This window comes from Streptomyces sp. NPDC001889, assembly GCF_053594535.1.
Window position 1 is genome coordinate 147,625 of the sequence record NZ_JBSFER010000007.1, and the last position, 15,915, is coordinate 163,539.

A 15,915-nucleotide genomic window follows, 5' to 3' on the forward strand; every position below is an offset into this window, starting at 1 on the left:
CCGCCCGCCGGCCCGTGAGCCGAGCGAGGGAGAGCACCACGTGACCATCGCGCCAGCCGATCCGGCTTCAGGCACCTCCGAGCAGGTGTCCGGACAGCTTCCCGGACGGGTCCCCGGACCCGTCTCCGGGCAGCCCGGGGACGGACCCGGGACCGCACTGCTGCGGACCCTCACCGACCTCACCGCCGATCTGCCGGACACCGACCCGGGCAAGGTCGCCGCCGCCGCGCTGCGCGGCCGGCACGCCGGGTCGGACGCGGCGGAACTCCGGGGGCTGGCCACCGACGCCGCCGCGGGGCTCATCTCCGAGGACCCGGCCTACTCCCGGCTCGCCGCCCGGCTCCTCACCCGCGCCATCGCGGACGAGGCGGCCGGCCAGGGCTCGGTCTCCTTCTCCGCCTCGGTCGCCGTCGGCCACACCGAGGGCCTGATCGCCGACCGGACCGCCGCTTTCGTCACGCTCCACTCCGCCCGCCTGGACGAGCTGATCGATCCGGACGCCGATGACCGCTTCGGCTACTTCGGACTGCGCACCCTCTACAGCCGCTATCTGCTGCGCCACCCCATCACCCGTCAGGTGATCGAGACCCCGCAGCACTTCATGCTCCGGGTCGCCTGCGGGCTCGCCGAGGACGAGTCGGCGCGCGCGCTGGACGAGGTCGCCGCCCTCTACCGGCTGATGAGCCGGCTCGACTACCTCCCCTCCTCCCCCACTCTCTTCAACTCGGGCACCCGCCACCCGCAGATGTCCTCCTGCTATCTGCTGGACTCCCCGCAGGACGAGCTGGACTCCATCTACGGCCGCTACCACCAGGTCGCCCGGCTCTCCAAGCACGCCGGCGGCATCGGGCTCTCGTACTCCCGCATCCGGGCCCGGGGCTCGCTGATCCGCGGCACCAACGGGCACTCCAACGGCATCGTGCCGTTCCTCAAGACCCTGGACGCCTCGGTCGCGGCCGTGAACCAGGGCGGCCGGCGCAAGGGCGCCGCCGCCGTCTATCTGGAGACCTGGCACGCGGACATCGAGGAGTTCCTGGAGCTGCGCGACAACACCGGCGAGGACGCCCGGCGCACCCACAACCTCAACCTCGCGCACTGGATTCCGGACGAGTTCATGCGCCGGGTCGACGCCGACACCGCGTGGTCGCTGTTCTCCCCCTCGGACGTGCCCGAGCTGGTGGATCTGTGGGGCGACGAGTTCGACGCCGCCTACCGCAAGGCCGAGGCGTCGGGCCTGGCCCGCAAGACGATGCCCGCGCGCGAGCTGTACGGCCGGATGATGCGTACCCTCGCCCAGACCGGCAACGGCTGGATGACCTTCAAGGACGCCTCCAACCGCACCGCCAACCAGACCGCCCTGCCGGGCCACACGGTCCACTCCTCCAATCTCTGCACCGAGATCCTGGAGGTCACCGACGACGGCGAGACCGCCGTCTGCAACCTGGGCTCGGTCAACCTGGGCGCCTTCGTCTCCGGCGGCGACATCGACTGGGAGCGGCTGGACGAGACCGTCCGTACCGCCGTGACCTTCCTCGACCGGGTCGTGGACATCAACTTCTACCCGACCGAGCAGGCCGGGCGCTCCAACACCAGGTGGCGCCCGGTGGGCCTGGGCGCCATGGGCCTCCAGGACGTCTTCTTCCAGCTGAAGCTGCCCTTCGACTCCCCCGAGGCCCGCGCGCTCTCCACCCGGATCGCCGAGCGGATCATGCTCGCCGCCTATGAGGCCTCCGCCGGCCTCGCCGAGCGCAACGGACCGCTGCCCGCCTGGGAGAAGACCCGGAGCGCGCGCGGAGTGCTCCACCCGGACCACTACGGTGTCGAGCTGAACTGGCCGGAGCGCTGGGCCGCGCTGCGCGAGCGCATCGCCACCACCGGGATGCGCAACTCCCTGCTGCTGGCGATCGCCCCGACCGCCACCATCGCCTCCATCGCGGGTGTGTACGAGTGCATCGAGCCGCAGGTCTCCAACCTCTTCAAGCGCGAGACGCTCTCCGGTGAGTTCCTCCAGGTCAACTCCTATCTGGTGCAGGAGCTGAAGCGGCTCGGCGTCTGGGACGCCCAGACCCGGGAGGCGCTGCGCGAGGCCAATGGATCGGTCCAGGGCTTCACCTGGGTCCCCGCCGAGGTGCGCGAGCTGTACCGCACGGCGTGGGAGATCCCGCAGCGCGGACTGATCGACATGGCCGCCGCCCGCACCCCGTTCCTGGACCAGTCGCAGTCGCTGAACCTGTTCCTGGAGACGCCGACCATCGGCAAGCTCAGCTCGATGTACGCGTACGCCTGGAAGCAGGGCCTGAAGACCACGTACTACCTGCGCTCCCGCCCGGCGACCCGGATCGCCCGTGCCGCGTCCGGCAACGCTCCCGCCGCCGCCCCCGTACCCGTACCGGTGCAGGCCACCCCCGAAGAGGCGGTCGCCTGCTCCCTGGAGAACCCCGAGTCCTGCGAGGCCTGCCAGTAATGTCCACTCCGTCCGAGACCAAGAACCTGCTCGACCCGGGCTTCGAACTCACCCTGCGCCCGATGCGCTACCCGGACTTCTACGAGCGCTACCGGGACGCGATCAAGAACACCTGGACGGTGGAGGAGGTCGACCTCCACTCCGACGTCGCCGACCTCGCCAAGCTCACCCCCGGCGAGCAGCATCTGATCGGCCGGCTGGTGGCCTTCTTCGCCACCGGTGACTCGATCGTCGCCAACAATCTGGTGCTGACGCTCTACAAGCACATCAACTCCCCCGAGGCGCGGCTCTACCTCAGCCGTCAGCTCTTCGAGGAGGCCGTGCACGTCCAGTTCTATCTGACGCTGCTCGACACCTATCTCCCCGACCCGGAGGACCGCACGGCGGCGTTCGCGGCGGTCGAGAACATCCCCTCGATCCGCGAGAAGGCGCAGTTCTGCTTCACGTGGATGGACTCGGTCGAGAAGCTGGACCGGCTGGAGTCCCACTCCGACCGGCGCCGCTTCCTGCTGAATCTGATCTGCTTCGCCGCCTGCATCGAGGGGCTGTTCTTCTACGGCGCCTTCGCCTATGTGTACTGGTTCCGCTCGCGCGGGCTGCTGCACGGTCTGGCCACCGGCACCAACTGGGTGTTCCGGGACGAGACCATGCACATGAACTTCGCCTTCGAGGTCGTGGACACGGTCCGCAAGGAGCAGCCGGAGCTGTTCGACGACGAGCTCCAGCGACAGGTCACCGATATGCTGGCGGAGGCCGTGGAGGCCGAGCTGCAGTTCGGCCGCGATCTCTGCGGCGACGGTCTGCCGGGCATGAACACCGAGTCCATGCGCGAGTACCTCCAGTGCGTCGCGGACCAGCGGCTGACCCGGCTGGGCTTCGCCCCGGTGTACGGCTCGGAGAACCCGTTCTCGTTCATGGAGCTCCAGGGTGTCCAGGAGCTGACGAACTTCTTCGAGCGGCGCCCGTCCGCGTACCAGGTCGCGGTCGAGGGCTCCGTCGACCTCGGCGAGGACTTCTGAGCCGGCGGCGCCACCGACGACAGGGCCCGCCCACCGGATGGTGGGCGGGCCCTGTCGCGTACCGGCGGCCGGGTCAGTCGTTCGGGACGACGGGGTAGCGGGGGGTGCCCTCCGCCATCTGCCGCAGGGCGTCCTTGCGGTCGCGCTTGGAGAGCCGGTCGATGTACAGATAGCCGTACAGGTGGTCGGTCTCGTGCTGGAGGCAGCGGGCGAAGTAGCCGCTGCCGCGCAGCTTGACCGGGTTGCCGTGCAGGTCCTGGCCGCGCACCACCGCGTAGTCGGGGCGGGCCAGCTCGGCGTAGGCGGTGGGCACGGAGAGGCAGCCCTCGTTGGAGTCGTCGAGCACCCGGCGCTCGGGCGGCAGCTCCTCCAGGACCGGATTGCAGATGTATCCGGTGTGGCGGACGCCGTCGTCGTCCGGGCAGTCGTAGACGAAGACCTTCAGATCGACGCCGATCTGGTTGGCGGCCAGGCCCACGCCCTCCGCCGTCCGCTGGCTGGCGAACATGTCATCGATCAGCGAGGCGAGCGCACCGTCGAAGGCGGTGACGTCCTGGCACTCCTTGTGGAGCACCGGGTTGCCGACGACCGTGATCGGGCGCGAGGTGCCGCGCTCCCGGTGGGCGAGCTCGCGTGCCTCGCAGTCCTCCGTGTCGACGAGAAAACCCTCGTCGTCCACGGCGGAACCCTCATTGACCTGCTGGTCCGTCTCCTGCTGCGACGCCATGTCAGCCGTACGCCTTCCTGGGTGCTCGGTGACTGCCCGGCGGGGGTCACCCTGTGTCCGTACAGCCTACGGGCAGGGTTCAGCAGACTTCCTCGAGATCCCGCCACTCCCGGGAATCCGGGCTGTCCGCGACCCAGCCGTCGAGCAGCCCGCGGACCAGGCCGGCGGGGGCCGCGATACCGCACTCGCGCTCGGGGGACCACAGCTCCCCCGCGGTGCGGTGGCCCAGCGGCCCGGGGTGGCCCGGTTCGCTGTGGTCGTGGGGGTCGAGGTGCTCGCCCTCGCCCTCGGCGCTGGGCATCCGGCTCTCGGAACAGGAGCGGCAGAGCAGCCGCACCGAGGACGACCAGTCCTCGGCGGCGAATCCGGCGTCGGAGGCGAGCTGCTCCAGCGCGTCCCGGTCGGCCTCGGAGGCGGCTTCCAGCAGCACCACCCAGGTGGGGACGGGTGAGGGAGCCCACAGCTCGATCTCGTCGAAGACCGGGAAGGCGGGGCCGGCCGCGGTGGTGCGCTCCCCGTTGGGCACGCCGTCGTGGAGGACGACCTCGCCCCAGCGGCGGCCCGAGGACGGCAGCGGGATCGACAGCACCTCGATCCGGGCCGGGTCGAGCCGCCGGCCCCACACCACCTCGGCCTCGCCCTCGGGCGAGAGCCGGACGGCGGCGCTGCCGAGGTCCATCTCCAGGGGTTCGCCGCCCGGTCCCGCGCCGACGCCACCGCTGCGGGTGGGCACCCCGGGGACCTTGAGGCCGTACGCCTGCCAGGCGCGGCGGGCCAGCGGCCAGTCCTGGAGGGCGGTGGCGGCGATCCCGACGTTCCACCAGTCGGGGGCGCCGGCCTCCTTGTCCAGCAGGGCCACGGCGCGCAGCCCGGCGGCCCTCGCCTGCTCCCAGTCGTGCCGGAATTTGTGCAGCAGGGCCAGATTGAACCAGGACTCGGAGAGCCAGGGCTCAAGGTCGGCCGCCCGTGTCAGCAGCGCTCCCGCGTCCTCGTACCGGCCGTCGCCGATCAGCGTGAACGCGCGGTCGGTGGCCTGCCGCCACGAGGCGGAGGGCCGATGCCGTACCTTCCCGAAGATCCTCACGATTCCCGCCTGCCGGTCGTTCGGGTCACTTTCCCGGACGCTGTTGGTGTGTTTCCCCGTACTGCTTCGTCACTGCTTCGTGTGTCTGCTTGACGCTGGTCGTCTGTCCTCTTTCGCATCCAACCATGCCCGGCTGAGGGCTGGCTCATTACCCATGGGTTACCCCGGTGGAACCGGGGTCAGACCCGAGCGTTCAGCCGGGGTGCGCGGCGACCGGGCCGCCGCCGCGGCCCAGCACCCGGGCGAGCGACTCGACCACCTCGGGGTGGTAGTCGCGCCCGGTGCCGAGCCGCAGCCGCTCCAGTGCGCCGAGCGGGCTGTGCGCTCCCTCCGCGCCTCCCCGCGTCAGGTCGTCGTATGCGTTGACGGCGCGGACGATCCGGGCGGGCAGCGGCTGATCACGGTAGGGGTCGGCCTGCCGCTCCACCACGACGGCGACCTCGGCGGGCACCCCGGTCTGCCGGACGACGGCCCCGCCCAGCAGCGCGATCCTGCGCTGCCGGGCGGTGGGCAGCAGTGCCGTGGCGCCGTCGGGCACGGGGTCCACCAGCGAGAGCTGGCCGATGTCGTGCATCAGCGCGGCGTACTCCAGCACGGTCAGATGGCTGCCGGACAGCCCCATCTCCCGGCCGACGGCGCAGCTGAGCGCGGCGACCCTGCGGGCGTGTCCTGGCGGGGTGTAGCCGGCGATCTCGGTGGCGCGGGCGAGCGAGGCGATGGTCTGCCGGTAGGTGATCCGTACCGCCTCGTACCGCCGGAAGGAGAGCTGGGTGAGGAGCAGCGGCACACAGAAGACGGGCAGTGCCCAGAGCCCCGCGACGGCGACGGCGAGCGCGATGACCGCGCCGCTGGCGCAGACGGCGGAGCCGATGCCGAGGAGCGCGCGCAGTTCCTCGCGGAGCAGCGGGCCGTACGGGAAGCCGGTGCGGGCGCGGAGCATCAGCGCGGCGAGCAGCGCGTCGCACAGGGCCGTGAGCAGCAGCAGGACCAGCAGGAGCAGGGCGTAGGAGGCGCCGTGCGCCCAGTGGCCGAGTCCGCCGGAGTTGTAGAGCGGCTGGAAGCAGACGGCGGCGACGGTGACGCTCAGTACCCGTCGGGAGACATGGTCGAGGGCGGGCCCCGGCCGGTGGGCCAGCTGCGGTACGGCGCCGGTGAGCGCCCCCGCGACGACGACGGCGACGACCTGGAGCACGCCGTGGCTGGTCATGCGGCCCGCGCACTCGCCGAGCAGGGCGTACGCGAGTGCTCCGGCGGCTCCGAGGGGCGCGGGTTCGCGCTCGCCGGGCGCGGCGCCCCAGCGGACGGTCTCGCCGATGGCGATGAGGGCCCCGAAGGCGAGGGCGTTGCCGGGTTCGCGGAAGCCGTTCCAGAGGGTGGCGGCGAGGGCGATGCCGGCGAGGAGGGCGGCGGCGGTGTGGACGGCCACCAGGAGGGCGAGGGCGCCGCCGGTGCGGGGGGCCGGGGTGGCGGCACGGGGGGTTCGGGGGTCCGGGCTGGCGGTTCGGGGGGCCGCGTGCGCCGCGCGGGGGCCCGGGCGGTCGGCGGGGGGTTCCGGGCGCCCGGCGGGGGTCATACGGGGCCGCCGGGGGTGCGGTCGGCGACCCGCACCGGCTGGGACGGAATGCCCCGCACGTCCTGGGGCGTGGTCACGGCGGCGGCCTCGTCGGAGGTGACCTCCGTCTCCCAGCCGTGCCGCTCCAGCGCCCGGGTGAGCGCGGCGACCATCCGGGGGTCGAAGTGGGTGCCCGCGCACCGGTGCAGCTCCGCCAGCGCCACCCCGACCGGCCGGGCCCGGGAGTAGGAGCGTGTGGAGGTCATGGCGTCGAAGGCGTCCGCGACGGCGACGACCCGGGCGAACTCGGGGATCTGCTCCCCGGCGAGCCCGCAGGGGTAGCCGGTGCCGTCCAGCCGTTCGTGGTGGTGCAGGATCGCGGCTCTCGCCTCGCCGAGGAAGCCGATGCCGCGCACGATCTCGTGGCCGTACTCCGGATGCAGTTCGATCACCCGCCGCTCCTGCGGGGTCAGCGGCCCGTCCTTGCGCAGGACCCGGGTCGGCACACCGAGCTTGCCCACGTCGTGGAGGATTCCGGCGAACCGGATCACCTCGATCCGCCGCTCGTCCATGCCCAGCTCGCGGCCGATGAGCACGGAGGCCCGCCCCACCCGCTCGCTGTGGCCCCGGGTGTAGCGGTCCTTGAGGTCGACAGCCTGCACCAGGGCGCGGATGGTGGCCTGGTGGGCGGTGCGCTCGCGGTGGTACTGGGCGAAGAGCCAGCAGGAGATGTACATGGGCAGCAGGACGAAGAGCGCGGAGACCGGCCCGTACGGACTGGTCCACAGGACCGCCATCATCAGCCCGGCGAGCCCGTGGACCAGATGGGGCACCAGGGAGTGCAGCAGCAGATCGCGCGCGGCGGTGTGCGGCGGCCGGCGCTCGGCGGTGGCGAGGATGCCGGCCTCCAGCGCGGTCAGCACCAGGCAGAAGACGACGGCCGCGGCGGCGGCCGGCACCAGCGCGTGCGGGAAGCGGGGCTCGCCGAGGGTGTGCGCGCCGCCGAGGAGCAGATGGGTGCGGGACGCGCTCCAGGTGGCGAGGGCGAGCTGGCCGGCCCGCCAGATCCGCCGCGGTCCGGCCGGTCTGCGCTCCACCCGCCCCAGCAGCGAGCCGGGGACGGCGACGAGCGCGGCGGCGGCGGGCGGCAGCAGAAAGGCCGCGGTCAGCAGCACCGGGAAGAAGGAGGCGGCGCTGACGGGGAGGGCCTTGCGCAGATGGCGGCAGCGCGGGGGCAGCTCACATCCGGCGTAGAGCGCGGCCAGCAGCACCACGGCGCTCCAGCCGGCGGGCACGCCCTGCCGGGCCAGGGGCAGCACGCAGGCACCCGCGCAGAGCACCGTGCAGAGAATGTATGCGCGCGCCGTCACCGGTACGGACCCCACTGCGCCGCCCCCTTCGCATCTCGCGCGTCACGCTAGCGAGTTGAGGGGGTGGGTGGCGGGGGCGGCGGCGGTTCTTCGCACAGACGAGTGACAGCGGGTGCGTACGAAGAGGGTGCGCCGTGATGGTCACGGCGCACCCTCCTCGTACGCCTGGGGCGCGGGGGTGCGGTCACTCGGCCCCGGGGGCCTGGGCGCGGGCGACGCTGATGTCGTCGTCCGGCACGGTCTCGCCGGAGCGGATCAGATCGATCCGTCCCATGACCTTGGCCCGCAGGTCGGTGGGGACGTCGTCGTGTCCGCAGCACCGCTTGACCAGCTTCTTCACGGCCTGCTCCAGCCCGTACTTCTCCAGGCAGGGGGAGCACTCCTCGAAGTGCACCTCGAACTTGGTGCAGTCGCCTTCGGGCATCTCACGGTCGAGGAACTCGTAGAGGTGGTCCAGTACCTCCGAGCAGTCCGTCTCGTGCGGCTCTCCGCAGCTCATGAGCCCGAGCCTTTCGCGTCGTTCGACTCCCCCGCACCGGCCGGGACGAGTCCGCGCTCACGGGCGTAGTCCTCCAGCATGCCGCGCAGCTGGCGGCGGCCCCGGTGCAGGCGGGACATCACCGTCCCGATGGGTGTTCCCATGATGTCCGCGATCTCCTTGTACGCAAAGCCCTCGACGTCGGCGAGATAGACGGCGATGCGGAACTCTTCGGGGATGGCCTGGAGCGCGGACTTCACGTCGGAGTCCGGCAGATGGTCCAGGGCCTGCGACTCGGCCGAGCGCAGTCCGGTGGACATGTGCGACTCCGCGCGCGCCAGCTGCCAGTCCTCGATCTCCTCGGCCGCGCTGCGCTGGGGCTCGCGCTGCTTCTTGCGGTAGGAGTTGATGAAGGTGTTGGTGAGGATTCGGTACAGCCAGGCCTTGAGGTTGGTGCCCTCACGGAACTGGTGGAAGGAGCCGTACGCCTTGGCGTAGGTCTCCTGGACCAGGTCCTCCGCGTCGGCGGGGTTGCGCGTCATGCGCAGCGCCGCCGAGTACATCTGGTCGAGGAAGCCGAGGGCGTCCCGCTCGAAGCGGGCGTTGCGCTCGGCGGTCGTCTCGGCGGCCGGGTCCGCGGCCGGTGCGGACTCGGCGGTCCGGTCTTCCGGCTGTCCCTGTCCCTGTGCCGCCCGGCCGTCGTCGGCCCCTGCGTCGGTCCCAGTGACCGGACCCACCTCCTCCAACGCTGTGACGGACCCGAGTGCGGACCCGCTCGAATCGGAGAATAGTCGACCTTCGGTCACCGGCTCCTGTCGACCGGCTCCGCCCGGCGCCCGGAGCGGCGCGGTCCTGGCCGTCGTGAGCACGGTCCACTCCAGGTCACTGGGGTGCGTGCGACGGGGGCAGACGGTCGGGCCCATGCGCGGGACTCCCTACTCCATGCTCTGCTGCTGACGTCCTGACATCCCGCACAACAGAGCCGGGCACGCCGTCATTCCCGGAGCCCGCGGGCCCACTCCCGGACCGCGTCTGTGACCGTTGTCATAATCTCGGCCTCCGTGACACCGGCCCGCGCGGGGACGGCGAAGCCGTGGTCGGCGGCCGGGATCTCCACCAGGGTGTACGCCCCTTCGGGGAACTCGGCCGGCTTCCCGAAGGGGTCGTTGCCGCCCTGGACGACGAGGGTGGGCAGACCGGTGCCGAGCAGTTCGGCCGACCGGGAGCGCTCGGGGCGGCCGGGCGGGTGAAGCGGGAAGGAGAGCGCGAGCACGGCGGCGGCGCCCAGCTCCCGCGCGGTGCGGCAGGCGACCCGGGCCCCGGCGCTGCGCCCGGCGGCGATCACGGGGAGGCCGGGGCGCTCCAGCGCGGGCCACAGGGCGCGCCAGGCGGTGTCGAGGGTCCGGGGCGCGGGGGCGATCTTCTTTCCGGCGACCCGCCAGGGCTGCTCGACGAGGGCGACGGTGATGCCGTCGGCGGGGAGGGCCGCGGCGAGGGCGCGCAGATCCCGGGCCCCGATGCCGCCCCCGGCGCCGTGGCCGAGGGCGAGCACCCGCCGGGCGGTGCCGGAGGGGGCCCGGTGCCAGGTGATCCGCGCGGGTCCGGCGGCGGTCCCGATCTGTTCGGTGGTGCCGGTGCCGGGGGTGGTGTTCACGGGGTCGTGGGTGGTGTTCGCGGGGTCGTGGGTGTTCACCGGGCCCATCCTGCCGGGCGCGGGCCGGGGAGGGGCTCAGCCCCGGGCCCGGCGGGTCAGAAGAGGGTGCCCTCCTCGGGGGCCTCGCGCTCCTCCAGCAGCTCCGGCCCGTTGTTGCGGACATTGCTGACGGCGGTGCTCACCGCGTACGCCCTCATCAGGCCCTCCGGCGGGGGCTCCAGCAGCTCCCTGAGCTGCTCCGGCTGGGTGCGGGCCGGGTCCAGCCAGGCGTCCCAGCGGTCCGGGGTCAGCATCAGCGGCATCCGGGGGTGGATGTCGGCGAGCGAGCCCGGGCCCTCGGCGGGGGCGACTCCCAGCGGGGCCCGCTCCGCCTCGGTGGTGAGCACGGTGCACGTCACCCACCAGGCCAGCGGGTGCTCGTCCGGCAGGGTCCGGTCCCGCCAGAACTCGTAGAGCCCTGCCATCGCGAAGACCGAGCCGTCGGCGGGGGTGACGAAGTACGGCTGTTTGCGGGGGCGCTTGCGCCGGCCCTGCTCCTCCAGCTGCCGCTCGTCCGCGCCGGTGACCCACTCGTAGTAGCCGTCGGCCGGGAGGATGCACCGCCGGGCGGCGAAGGACCGCCGGAAGGAGGGCTTCTCGTGGACGGTCTCCGACCGTGCGTTGATCATCCGGGCGGCGCCCTCGGGCGATTTCGCCCAGGACGGCACCAGTCCCCATCTCAGTGTCCGCAGCTGGCGAACCGGACGGGGGTCATCCGCGTCTTTCACTGGACGTTCGAGGATCGCGTGGACCTCTTTGGTGGGGGCCACGTTCCAGTCGGGAGCGAGGGTCTCCTCGGGCTCCCAGCGCTGGACTCCGAAGACCTCCACGAGCTCCGCCGGCCCACGACTCGCCGCATACCTGCCACACATGAATGCCAGACTGCCACTTCCGCCCCCGGTACAAGGAGCCGCCCCAGAAATGGAAAGCACCCATTCCGCTTCCAGCCTCAGCAGCGCCTCCGTCGGCGGGCTGTGGGACCGGCTCGCCGGAACCCAGCCCGCACCCGAGGAATGGCTGGTCATAGCCACCGCGGTGGCCGCGCTGGCGGTCATCGTCCCGGGCCCGCTGTGGCGGATCTCGCGCAATGCCGTCACCATCGCCCACGAGGGCGGCCACGGGCTGATCGCCCTGCTGACCGGCCGCTCCCTCCAGGGCATCAGGCTGCACTCGGACACCAGCGGGCTGACGGTGAGCCGGGGCAGGCCGACCGGCATCGGCATGGTGCTCACCGCCGCCGCCGGCTATCCCGCGCCCGCCCTGCTGGGCCTCGGCGGGGCCGCGCTGCTCGGCGCCGGGCGGATCACGCTGCTGCTGTGGCTGGCCACGGCGCTGCTGCTCGGGATGCTGGTGATGATCCGCAACGCCTACGGGGTCCTGACCGTAGTCCTCACGGGCGCGGCCTTCCTGCTGGTCTCCTGGCTGGCGGGGGCCGATGTGCAGGCCGCCTTCGCCTATACGGCCGTCTGGTTCCTGCTGCTCGGCGGCGTGCGGCCGGCCTTCGAGCTCCAGGCCAAGCGGCGCCACGGCGGGGCCCCGGACTCGGACGCCGACCAGCTCTCGCGGCTGACCCACGTTCCGGCCACACTGTGGCTCCTGCTCTTCCACGCCGTCTCGCTCACCTCGCTGATCGGCGGCGGACGGTGGCTGCTGCGCCTGTAGGACGGGCCGGTCCGGGCCGCCGGCCGGCTCGCACCGGAGAACCGCGGGCACGTATCGGAGGTCTCCCGCAGGCCACGCGGAGCCGCCATGGGCTTCTCCCGAGGGCCGCGCGGAGGCGTCGCGGGGTTCTTCCTGGACCGGCAGGCACGTATCGGAGGTCTCCCGCAGGCCGCGCGGAGCCGCCATGGGGCGCCGGGTGGTCCCCCGGGACGCCCACCCGGGCCGGACGGCCACTACCACTCAACGGTTACGCCCCGGTTTCAGCGTATTTGATCAAGATCCGGGTCTCCGGCGAGCCACTAAAGTAAGGGTCATGACCGAAGCCTCCGTGCACCCCGCCCTCTGGCCCGCCCCCTTCGCGACCGGAGCCGTCGACGCGACGGTGACCGTGCCCGGATCGAAATCGGTCACCAACCGCGCTCTGGTGCTGGCCGCGCTGGCCGCCGAGCCGGGCTGGCTGCGCCGCCCCCTGCGCTCTCGCGACACCCTGCTGATGGCGGAGGCGCTGCGCGCCCTCGGCGTCGGCATCGAGGAGACCGTCTCCTCCAGCTCCACCATCGTCGGCGGCCCGGACGCCGAGGGCGAGGCCTGGCGGATCATCCCGGCCGGGCTGCACGGCCCGGCCACCGTCGACGTCGGCAACGCCGGCACCGTGATGCGCTTCCTCCCCCCGGTCGCCGCCCTCGCCGACGGCGCCATCCGCTTCGACGGCGACCCCCGCTCCTACGAGCGCCCGCTGCACGGAGTGATCGACGCGCTGCGCGCGCTCGGCGCCCGGATCGACGACGAGGGGCGCGGCGCGCTCCCGCTGACCGTCCACGGCGGCGGGGCGCTGGACGGCGGCTCCGTCGAGATAGACGCCTCCTCGTCCTCCCAGTTCGTCTCCGCGCTGCTGCTCTCCGCGCCCCGCTTCAACCAGGGGGTGGAGGTCCGGCACATCGGCGCCCGGCTCCCCTCCATGCCGCACATCCGGATGACCGTGGACATGCTGCGCGCCGTCGGCGCCCAGGTGGACGAGCCGGAGACCGGCGGCGAGCCCAATGTCTGGCGGGTCTCCCCCTCCGCCGTGCTCGGCCGGGACGTCACCATCGAGCCGGATCTCTCCAACGCGCAGCCGTTCCTGGCCGCCGCGCTGATCACCGGCGGCCGGGTCACCATCCCCGACTGGCCGGAGCGCACCACCCAGCCCGGTGACGCGCTGCGGGAGATCTTCACCGCGATGGGCGGCTCCTGCGAGCTGACCGACGCGGGGCTGACCTTCACCGGTACGGGCCGGCTCCACGGCATCGACGTGGACCTCGGCGAGGTCGGCGAGCTGACCCCGGGCATCGCGGCCGTCGCCGCGCTCGCCGACTCCCCCTCCACCCTGCGGGGCGTGGGCCATCTGCGGCTGCACGAGACGGACCGGCTGGCCGCGCTCACCAAGGAGATCAACGAACTGGGCGGCGATGTGACCGAGACCGACGACGGTCTCCTCATCCGCCCGCGCCCGCTGCACGGCGGGATCTTCCAGACCTACGACGACCACCGGATGGCCACGGCGGGCTCCGTCATCGGCCTCGCGGTCGAGGGCGTCGAGATCGAGAACGTGGCCACCACCGCGAAGACCCTGCCCGACTTTCCGCAGATGTGGACAGCCATGCTCGGAGCGGAAAGCTGAACGGGGCCTGAGATGCGTCGCTATGGCAAGAACCCGGACGAGGACGACATCCGCGTACGCCCGAACCGCAAGGGCAACCGGCCGCGGACCACGATCCGCCCCAAGCACGAGGACGCCTCGGAGGGCATGGTCCTCACCGTGGACCGGGGGCGGCTGACCTGTCTCGTCGAGGACCGGGTGGTCATGGCGATGAAGGCGAGGGAGCTGGGCCGCAAGGCCGCCGTCGTCGGCGACCGGGTCTCGATCGTCGGCGACCTCTCCGGGGACAAGGACACCCTGGCCCGCATTGTGCGGATCGGGGAGCGCTCGTCCGTACTGCGCCGCACGGCGGACGACGATGACCCGTTCGAGCGGGTGGTCGTCGCCAACGCCGACCAGCTCGCCATCGTGACGGCCCTGGCCGACCCCGAGCCGCGCCCGCGCATGATCGACCGCTGTCTGGTCGCCGCGTACGACGGCGGTCTCACCCCGCTGCTGGTGCTGACCAAGTCGGATCTCGCCTCCCCGGACGGACTGCTGGAGATGTACGGGGCGCTCGGGGTGCCCCATGTCGTCACCACCCGTGACGAGTTCGTGGACGGGGTCGCCGCCGACCGGGTCCACGAGCATCTCTCGGGCCGTACCACCGCATTCGTCGGCCACTCCGGTGTCGGCAAGACCACACTGGTCAACGCGCTGGTGCGGGAGGACCGCCGGCGCACGACCGGGCATGTCAACGCGGTCACCGGGCGCGGCCGGCACACCACCACATCGGCGCTGGCCCTGCCGCTCGCCGACAAGCAGGGCGGCTGGGTGATCGACACCCCGGGTGTGCGGTCCTTCGGGCTGAACCACGTGGACCCGTCGCGGGTGATCCTCGCCTTCCCCGATCTCGTCCCGGGGACGGAGAACTGCCCCCGCGGGTGCACCCATGACGAGCCGGAGTGCGCCCTGGACGCCTGGGTCGCCGAGGGGCACGCGGACCCGGCCCGGCTGAACTCGCTCCGGCGGCTGCTCTCCACCCGGGAACGGCGCGAGGGTGACTGAATCGCCCGTATTCGCCCATATTTGCAGCCTTCCGATGTCGGCAAGTGCATAATCACAGCAAGTCCGACAAAGCAGTCACCGACTGACGGGGAGGCGCTGTCCATGGCGTGGCTGCTGGTGGTGGTCGCCGGGGTGCTGGAGACGGGGTTCGCCGTCTGTCTGAAGCTGTCGCACGGATTCACCCGGCTCTGGCCGACCATCGCCTTCGCCGCCTTCGCCCTGGGGAGTTTCGGCCTGCTGACGCTGGCGCTGAAGAAACTCGACGTGGGGCCCGCGTACGCCGTGTGGACGGGCATCGGGGCCGCGGGCACCGCCATCTACGGCATGGTCTTCCTCGGCGATCTGGTCTCCACGCTCAAGATCGTCTCGATCAGTCTGGTGATCCTCGGGGTCATCGGTCTGCAACTGTCGGGCTCAGCCCACTGACCTGCGCGGAACCGCGGCCACCGGACGGCGCCCCGACCACGTTGCGGACCAGCGGGCCGACTCCGCCTCCCGCCGGGGCGAGCACACAGGAGAGGGCGAGCCGCACCGCCAGTTCACAGCGGTGGGCCAGCGCCGCCGCGTCCTCCGCCCGGGGGTGGTCGCCGCCCCGGCCGCCCTGTTCCAGCGCGGCCAGGGAGCGGTCCCGTACCAGCTCGACCACCTCGGCGGGGGCCGGGAGCCCGGCGTCCGCCCGGCGCTGGGCGGGCGCCCCGGCGGGCGGCGAACCGCGCCGCACGGGTTTGGGGGTGGGCAGCCGCTCGCCCCAGCAGCCGGTGAGCAACGCCCTCAGCAGCGGTTTCGCCCCGGCCTCGCCGACGGTCCACTCGGCGACGGCGACCAGCGGATCGACCGGCCCCGAGCGCTCGCCCAGTAATCGGTCCAGGCCCTGGAGATAGGCGTCGGCCTCCCGCCGCACCAGGGCTCTGGCCAGCCCGTCCTTGCTGCCGAACTCGTTGTAGAGGGTCTGGCGCGACAGCCCGGCCGCCGCGGCGACATCGACCATCCGCACCGCCGACCAGGGTGATCTCGCGAGCGCCGCCAGCGCGGCGTTCAACAGGGACTCGCGGGCCGTAGGCATCGTCGCCTCCCAGACCGCACGGCTCCGGGCCCGGTGCCCACCCCGCCGTACGGCGTTTCGCACAGAGTTTGACGCTCCTTCCCCAGGTGTCAAGGGCCTTGGCGGGCACCGGCCGCG

The 15,915-nt window shown here is 72.5% G+C and carries 15 protein-coding genes; 6 read left to right on the forward strand and 9 right to left on the reverse strand.

Features of this window, described 5'->3' with window-relative positions; all coding sequences use genetic code 11:
* The first annotated feature begins 40 nt into the window (after positions 1-40).
* The gene (locus ACWCRA_RS09680) at positions 41-2,464 is read left to right on the forward strand and encodes a ribonucleoside-diphosphate reductase subunit alpha (RefSeq protein ID WP_451067195.1); all 2,424 of its coding nucleotides are present in this window, start codon (positions 41-43) and stop codon (positions 2,462-2,464) included.
* Positions 2,464-3,483 (forward strand): ribonucleotide-diphosphate reductase subunit beta, encoded by a 1,020-nt coding sequence (locus ACWCRA_RS09685; RefSeq protein ID WP_351554894.1) that lies wholly within the window; start codon positions 2,464-2,466, stop codon positions 3,481-3,483. The genes ACWCRA_RS09680 and ACWCRA_RS09685 overlap by 1 nt, the downstream gene beginning before the upstream one ends.
* Positions 3,484-3,556: 73 nt before the next feature.
* Here the strand turns inward: ACWCRA_RS09685 and def are convergent, their stop codons facing one another.
* From def to ACWCRA_RS09725, 8 genes are all read right to left on the reverse strand, one after another.
* Positions 3,557-4,210, reverse strand: coding sequence for a peptide deformylase (def, locus tag ACWCRA_RS09690; protein ID WP_351554891.1), 654 nt, complete (start codon positions 4,208-4,210; stop codon positions 3,557-3,559).
* A 79-nt stretch (positions 4,211-4,289) separates the two neighbouring features.
* Positions 4,290-5,294, reverse strand: a complete 1,005-nt coding sequence (locus ACWCRA_RS09695; RefSeq protein ID WP_351554888.1) for a tetratricopeptide repeat protein — start codon at positions 5,292-5,294, stop codon at positions 4,290-4,292.
* Between the two features lie 193 nt (positions 5,295-5,487).
* On the reverse strand, positions 5,488-6,720 hold the full coding sequence (locus tag ACWCRA_RS09700; protein WP_451067196.1) for an HD-GYP domain-containing protein: 1,233 nt from the start codon (positions 6,718-6,720) through the stop codon (positions 5,488-5,490).
* 143 nt (positions 6,721-6,863) lie between these two features.
* The gene (locus tag ACWCRA_RS09705) at positions 6,864-8,231 is read right to left on the reverse strand and encodes an HD-GYP domain-containing protein (RefSeq protein WP_351554885.1); all 1,368 of its coding nucleotides are present in this window, start codon (positions 8,229-8,231) and stop codon (positions 6,864-6,866) included.
* A gap of 169 nt (positions 8,232-8,400) precedes the next feature.
* Positions 8,401-8,715: a mycothiol system anti-sigma-R factor gene (rsrA, locus tag ACWCRA_RS09710; protein ID WP_351554883.1), complete on the reverse strand. Its 315-nt coding sequence runs from the start codon at positions 8,713-8,715 to the stop codon at positions 8,401-8,403.
* Positions 8,712-9,431 carry a sigma-70 family RNA polymerase sigma factor gene (locus ACWCRA_RS09715; protein ID WP_351554881.1) on the reverse strand — a complete coding sequence of 240 codons (720 nt, stop codon included), beginning with the start codon at positions 9,429-9,431 and terminating at the stop codon, positions 8,712-8,714. Before ACWCRA_RS09715 ends, rsrA begins: the two co-directional genes overlap by 4 nt.
* Positions 9,432-9,688: 257 nt before the next feature.
* Complete coding sequence (locus tag ACWCRA_RS09720; RefSeq protein WP_451067197.1) at positions 9,689-10,396, reverse strand: alpha/beta hydrolase family protein; 708 nt, start codon at positions 10,394-10,396, stop codon at positions 9,689-9,691.
* A gap of 47 nt (positions 10,397-10,443) precedes the next feature.
* A complete protein-coding gene (locus ACWCRA_RS09725) occupies positions 10,444-11,259 on the reverse strand; it encodes an SOS response-associated peptidase (protein ID WP_351554879.1) in 816 nt (271 codons plus the stop codon).
* 49 nt (positions 11,260-11,308) lie between these two features.
* Between ACWCRA_RS09725 and ACWCRA_RS09730 the strand changes: the two genes are divergently transcribed.
* From ACWCRA_RS09730 to ACWCRA_RS09745, 4 genes are all read left to right on the forward strand, one after another.
* On the forward strand, positions 11,309-12,049 hold the full coding sequence (locus ACWCRA_RS09730) for a M50 family metallopeptidase (RefSeq protein WP_451067198.1): 741 nt from the start codon (positions 11,309-11,311) through the stop codon (positions 12,047-12,049).
* 313 nt (positions 12,050-12,362) lie between these two features.
* Positions 12,363-13,709 (forward strand): 3-phosphoshikimate 1-carboxyvinyltransferase, encoded by a 1,347-nt coding sequence (gene aroA / locus ACWCRA_RS09735; RefSeq protein WP_351554873.1) that lies wholly within the window; start codon positions 12,363-12,365, stop codon positions 13,707-13,709.
* A 12-nt stretch (positions 13,710-13,721) separates the two neighbouring features.
* Positions 13,722-14,735, forward strand: a complete 1,014-nt coding sequence (gene rsgA, locus ACWCRA_RS09740) for a ribosome small subunit-dependent GTPase A (protein ID WP_351554870.1) — start codon at positions 13,722-13,724, stop codon at positions 14,733-14,735.
* Between the two features lie 102 nt (positions 14,736-14,837).
* Entirely contained in the window at positions 14,838-15,161 is a 324-nt protein-coding gene (locus ACWCRA_RS09745) for a DMT family transporter (protein ID WP_351554868.1), read from the forward strand.
* On the opposite strand, the gene ACWCRA_RS09750 is transcribed toward ACWCRA_RS09745, so the two are convergent.
* Positions 15,127-15,798, reverse strand: a complete 672-nt coding sequence (locus ACWCRA_RS09750) for a TetR/AcrR family transcriptional regulator (RefSeq protein WP_451067199.1) — start codon at positions 15,796-15,798, stop codon at positions 15,127-15,129. The two genes, ACWCRA_RS09745 and ACWCRA_RS09750, sit on opposite strands and share 35 nt — an antisense overlap.
* Between the last annotated feature and the right edge of the window lie 117 nt (positions 15,799-15,915).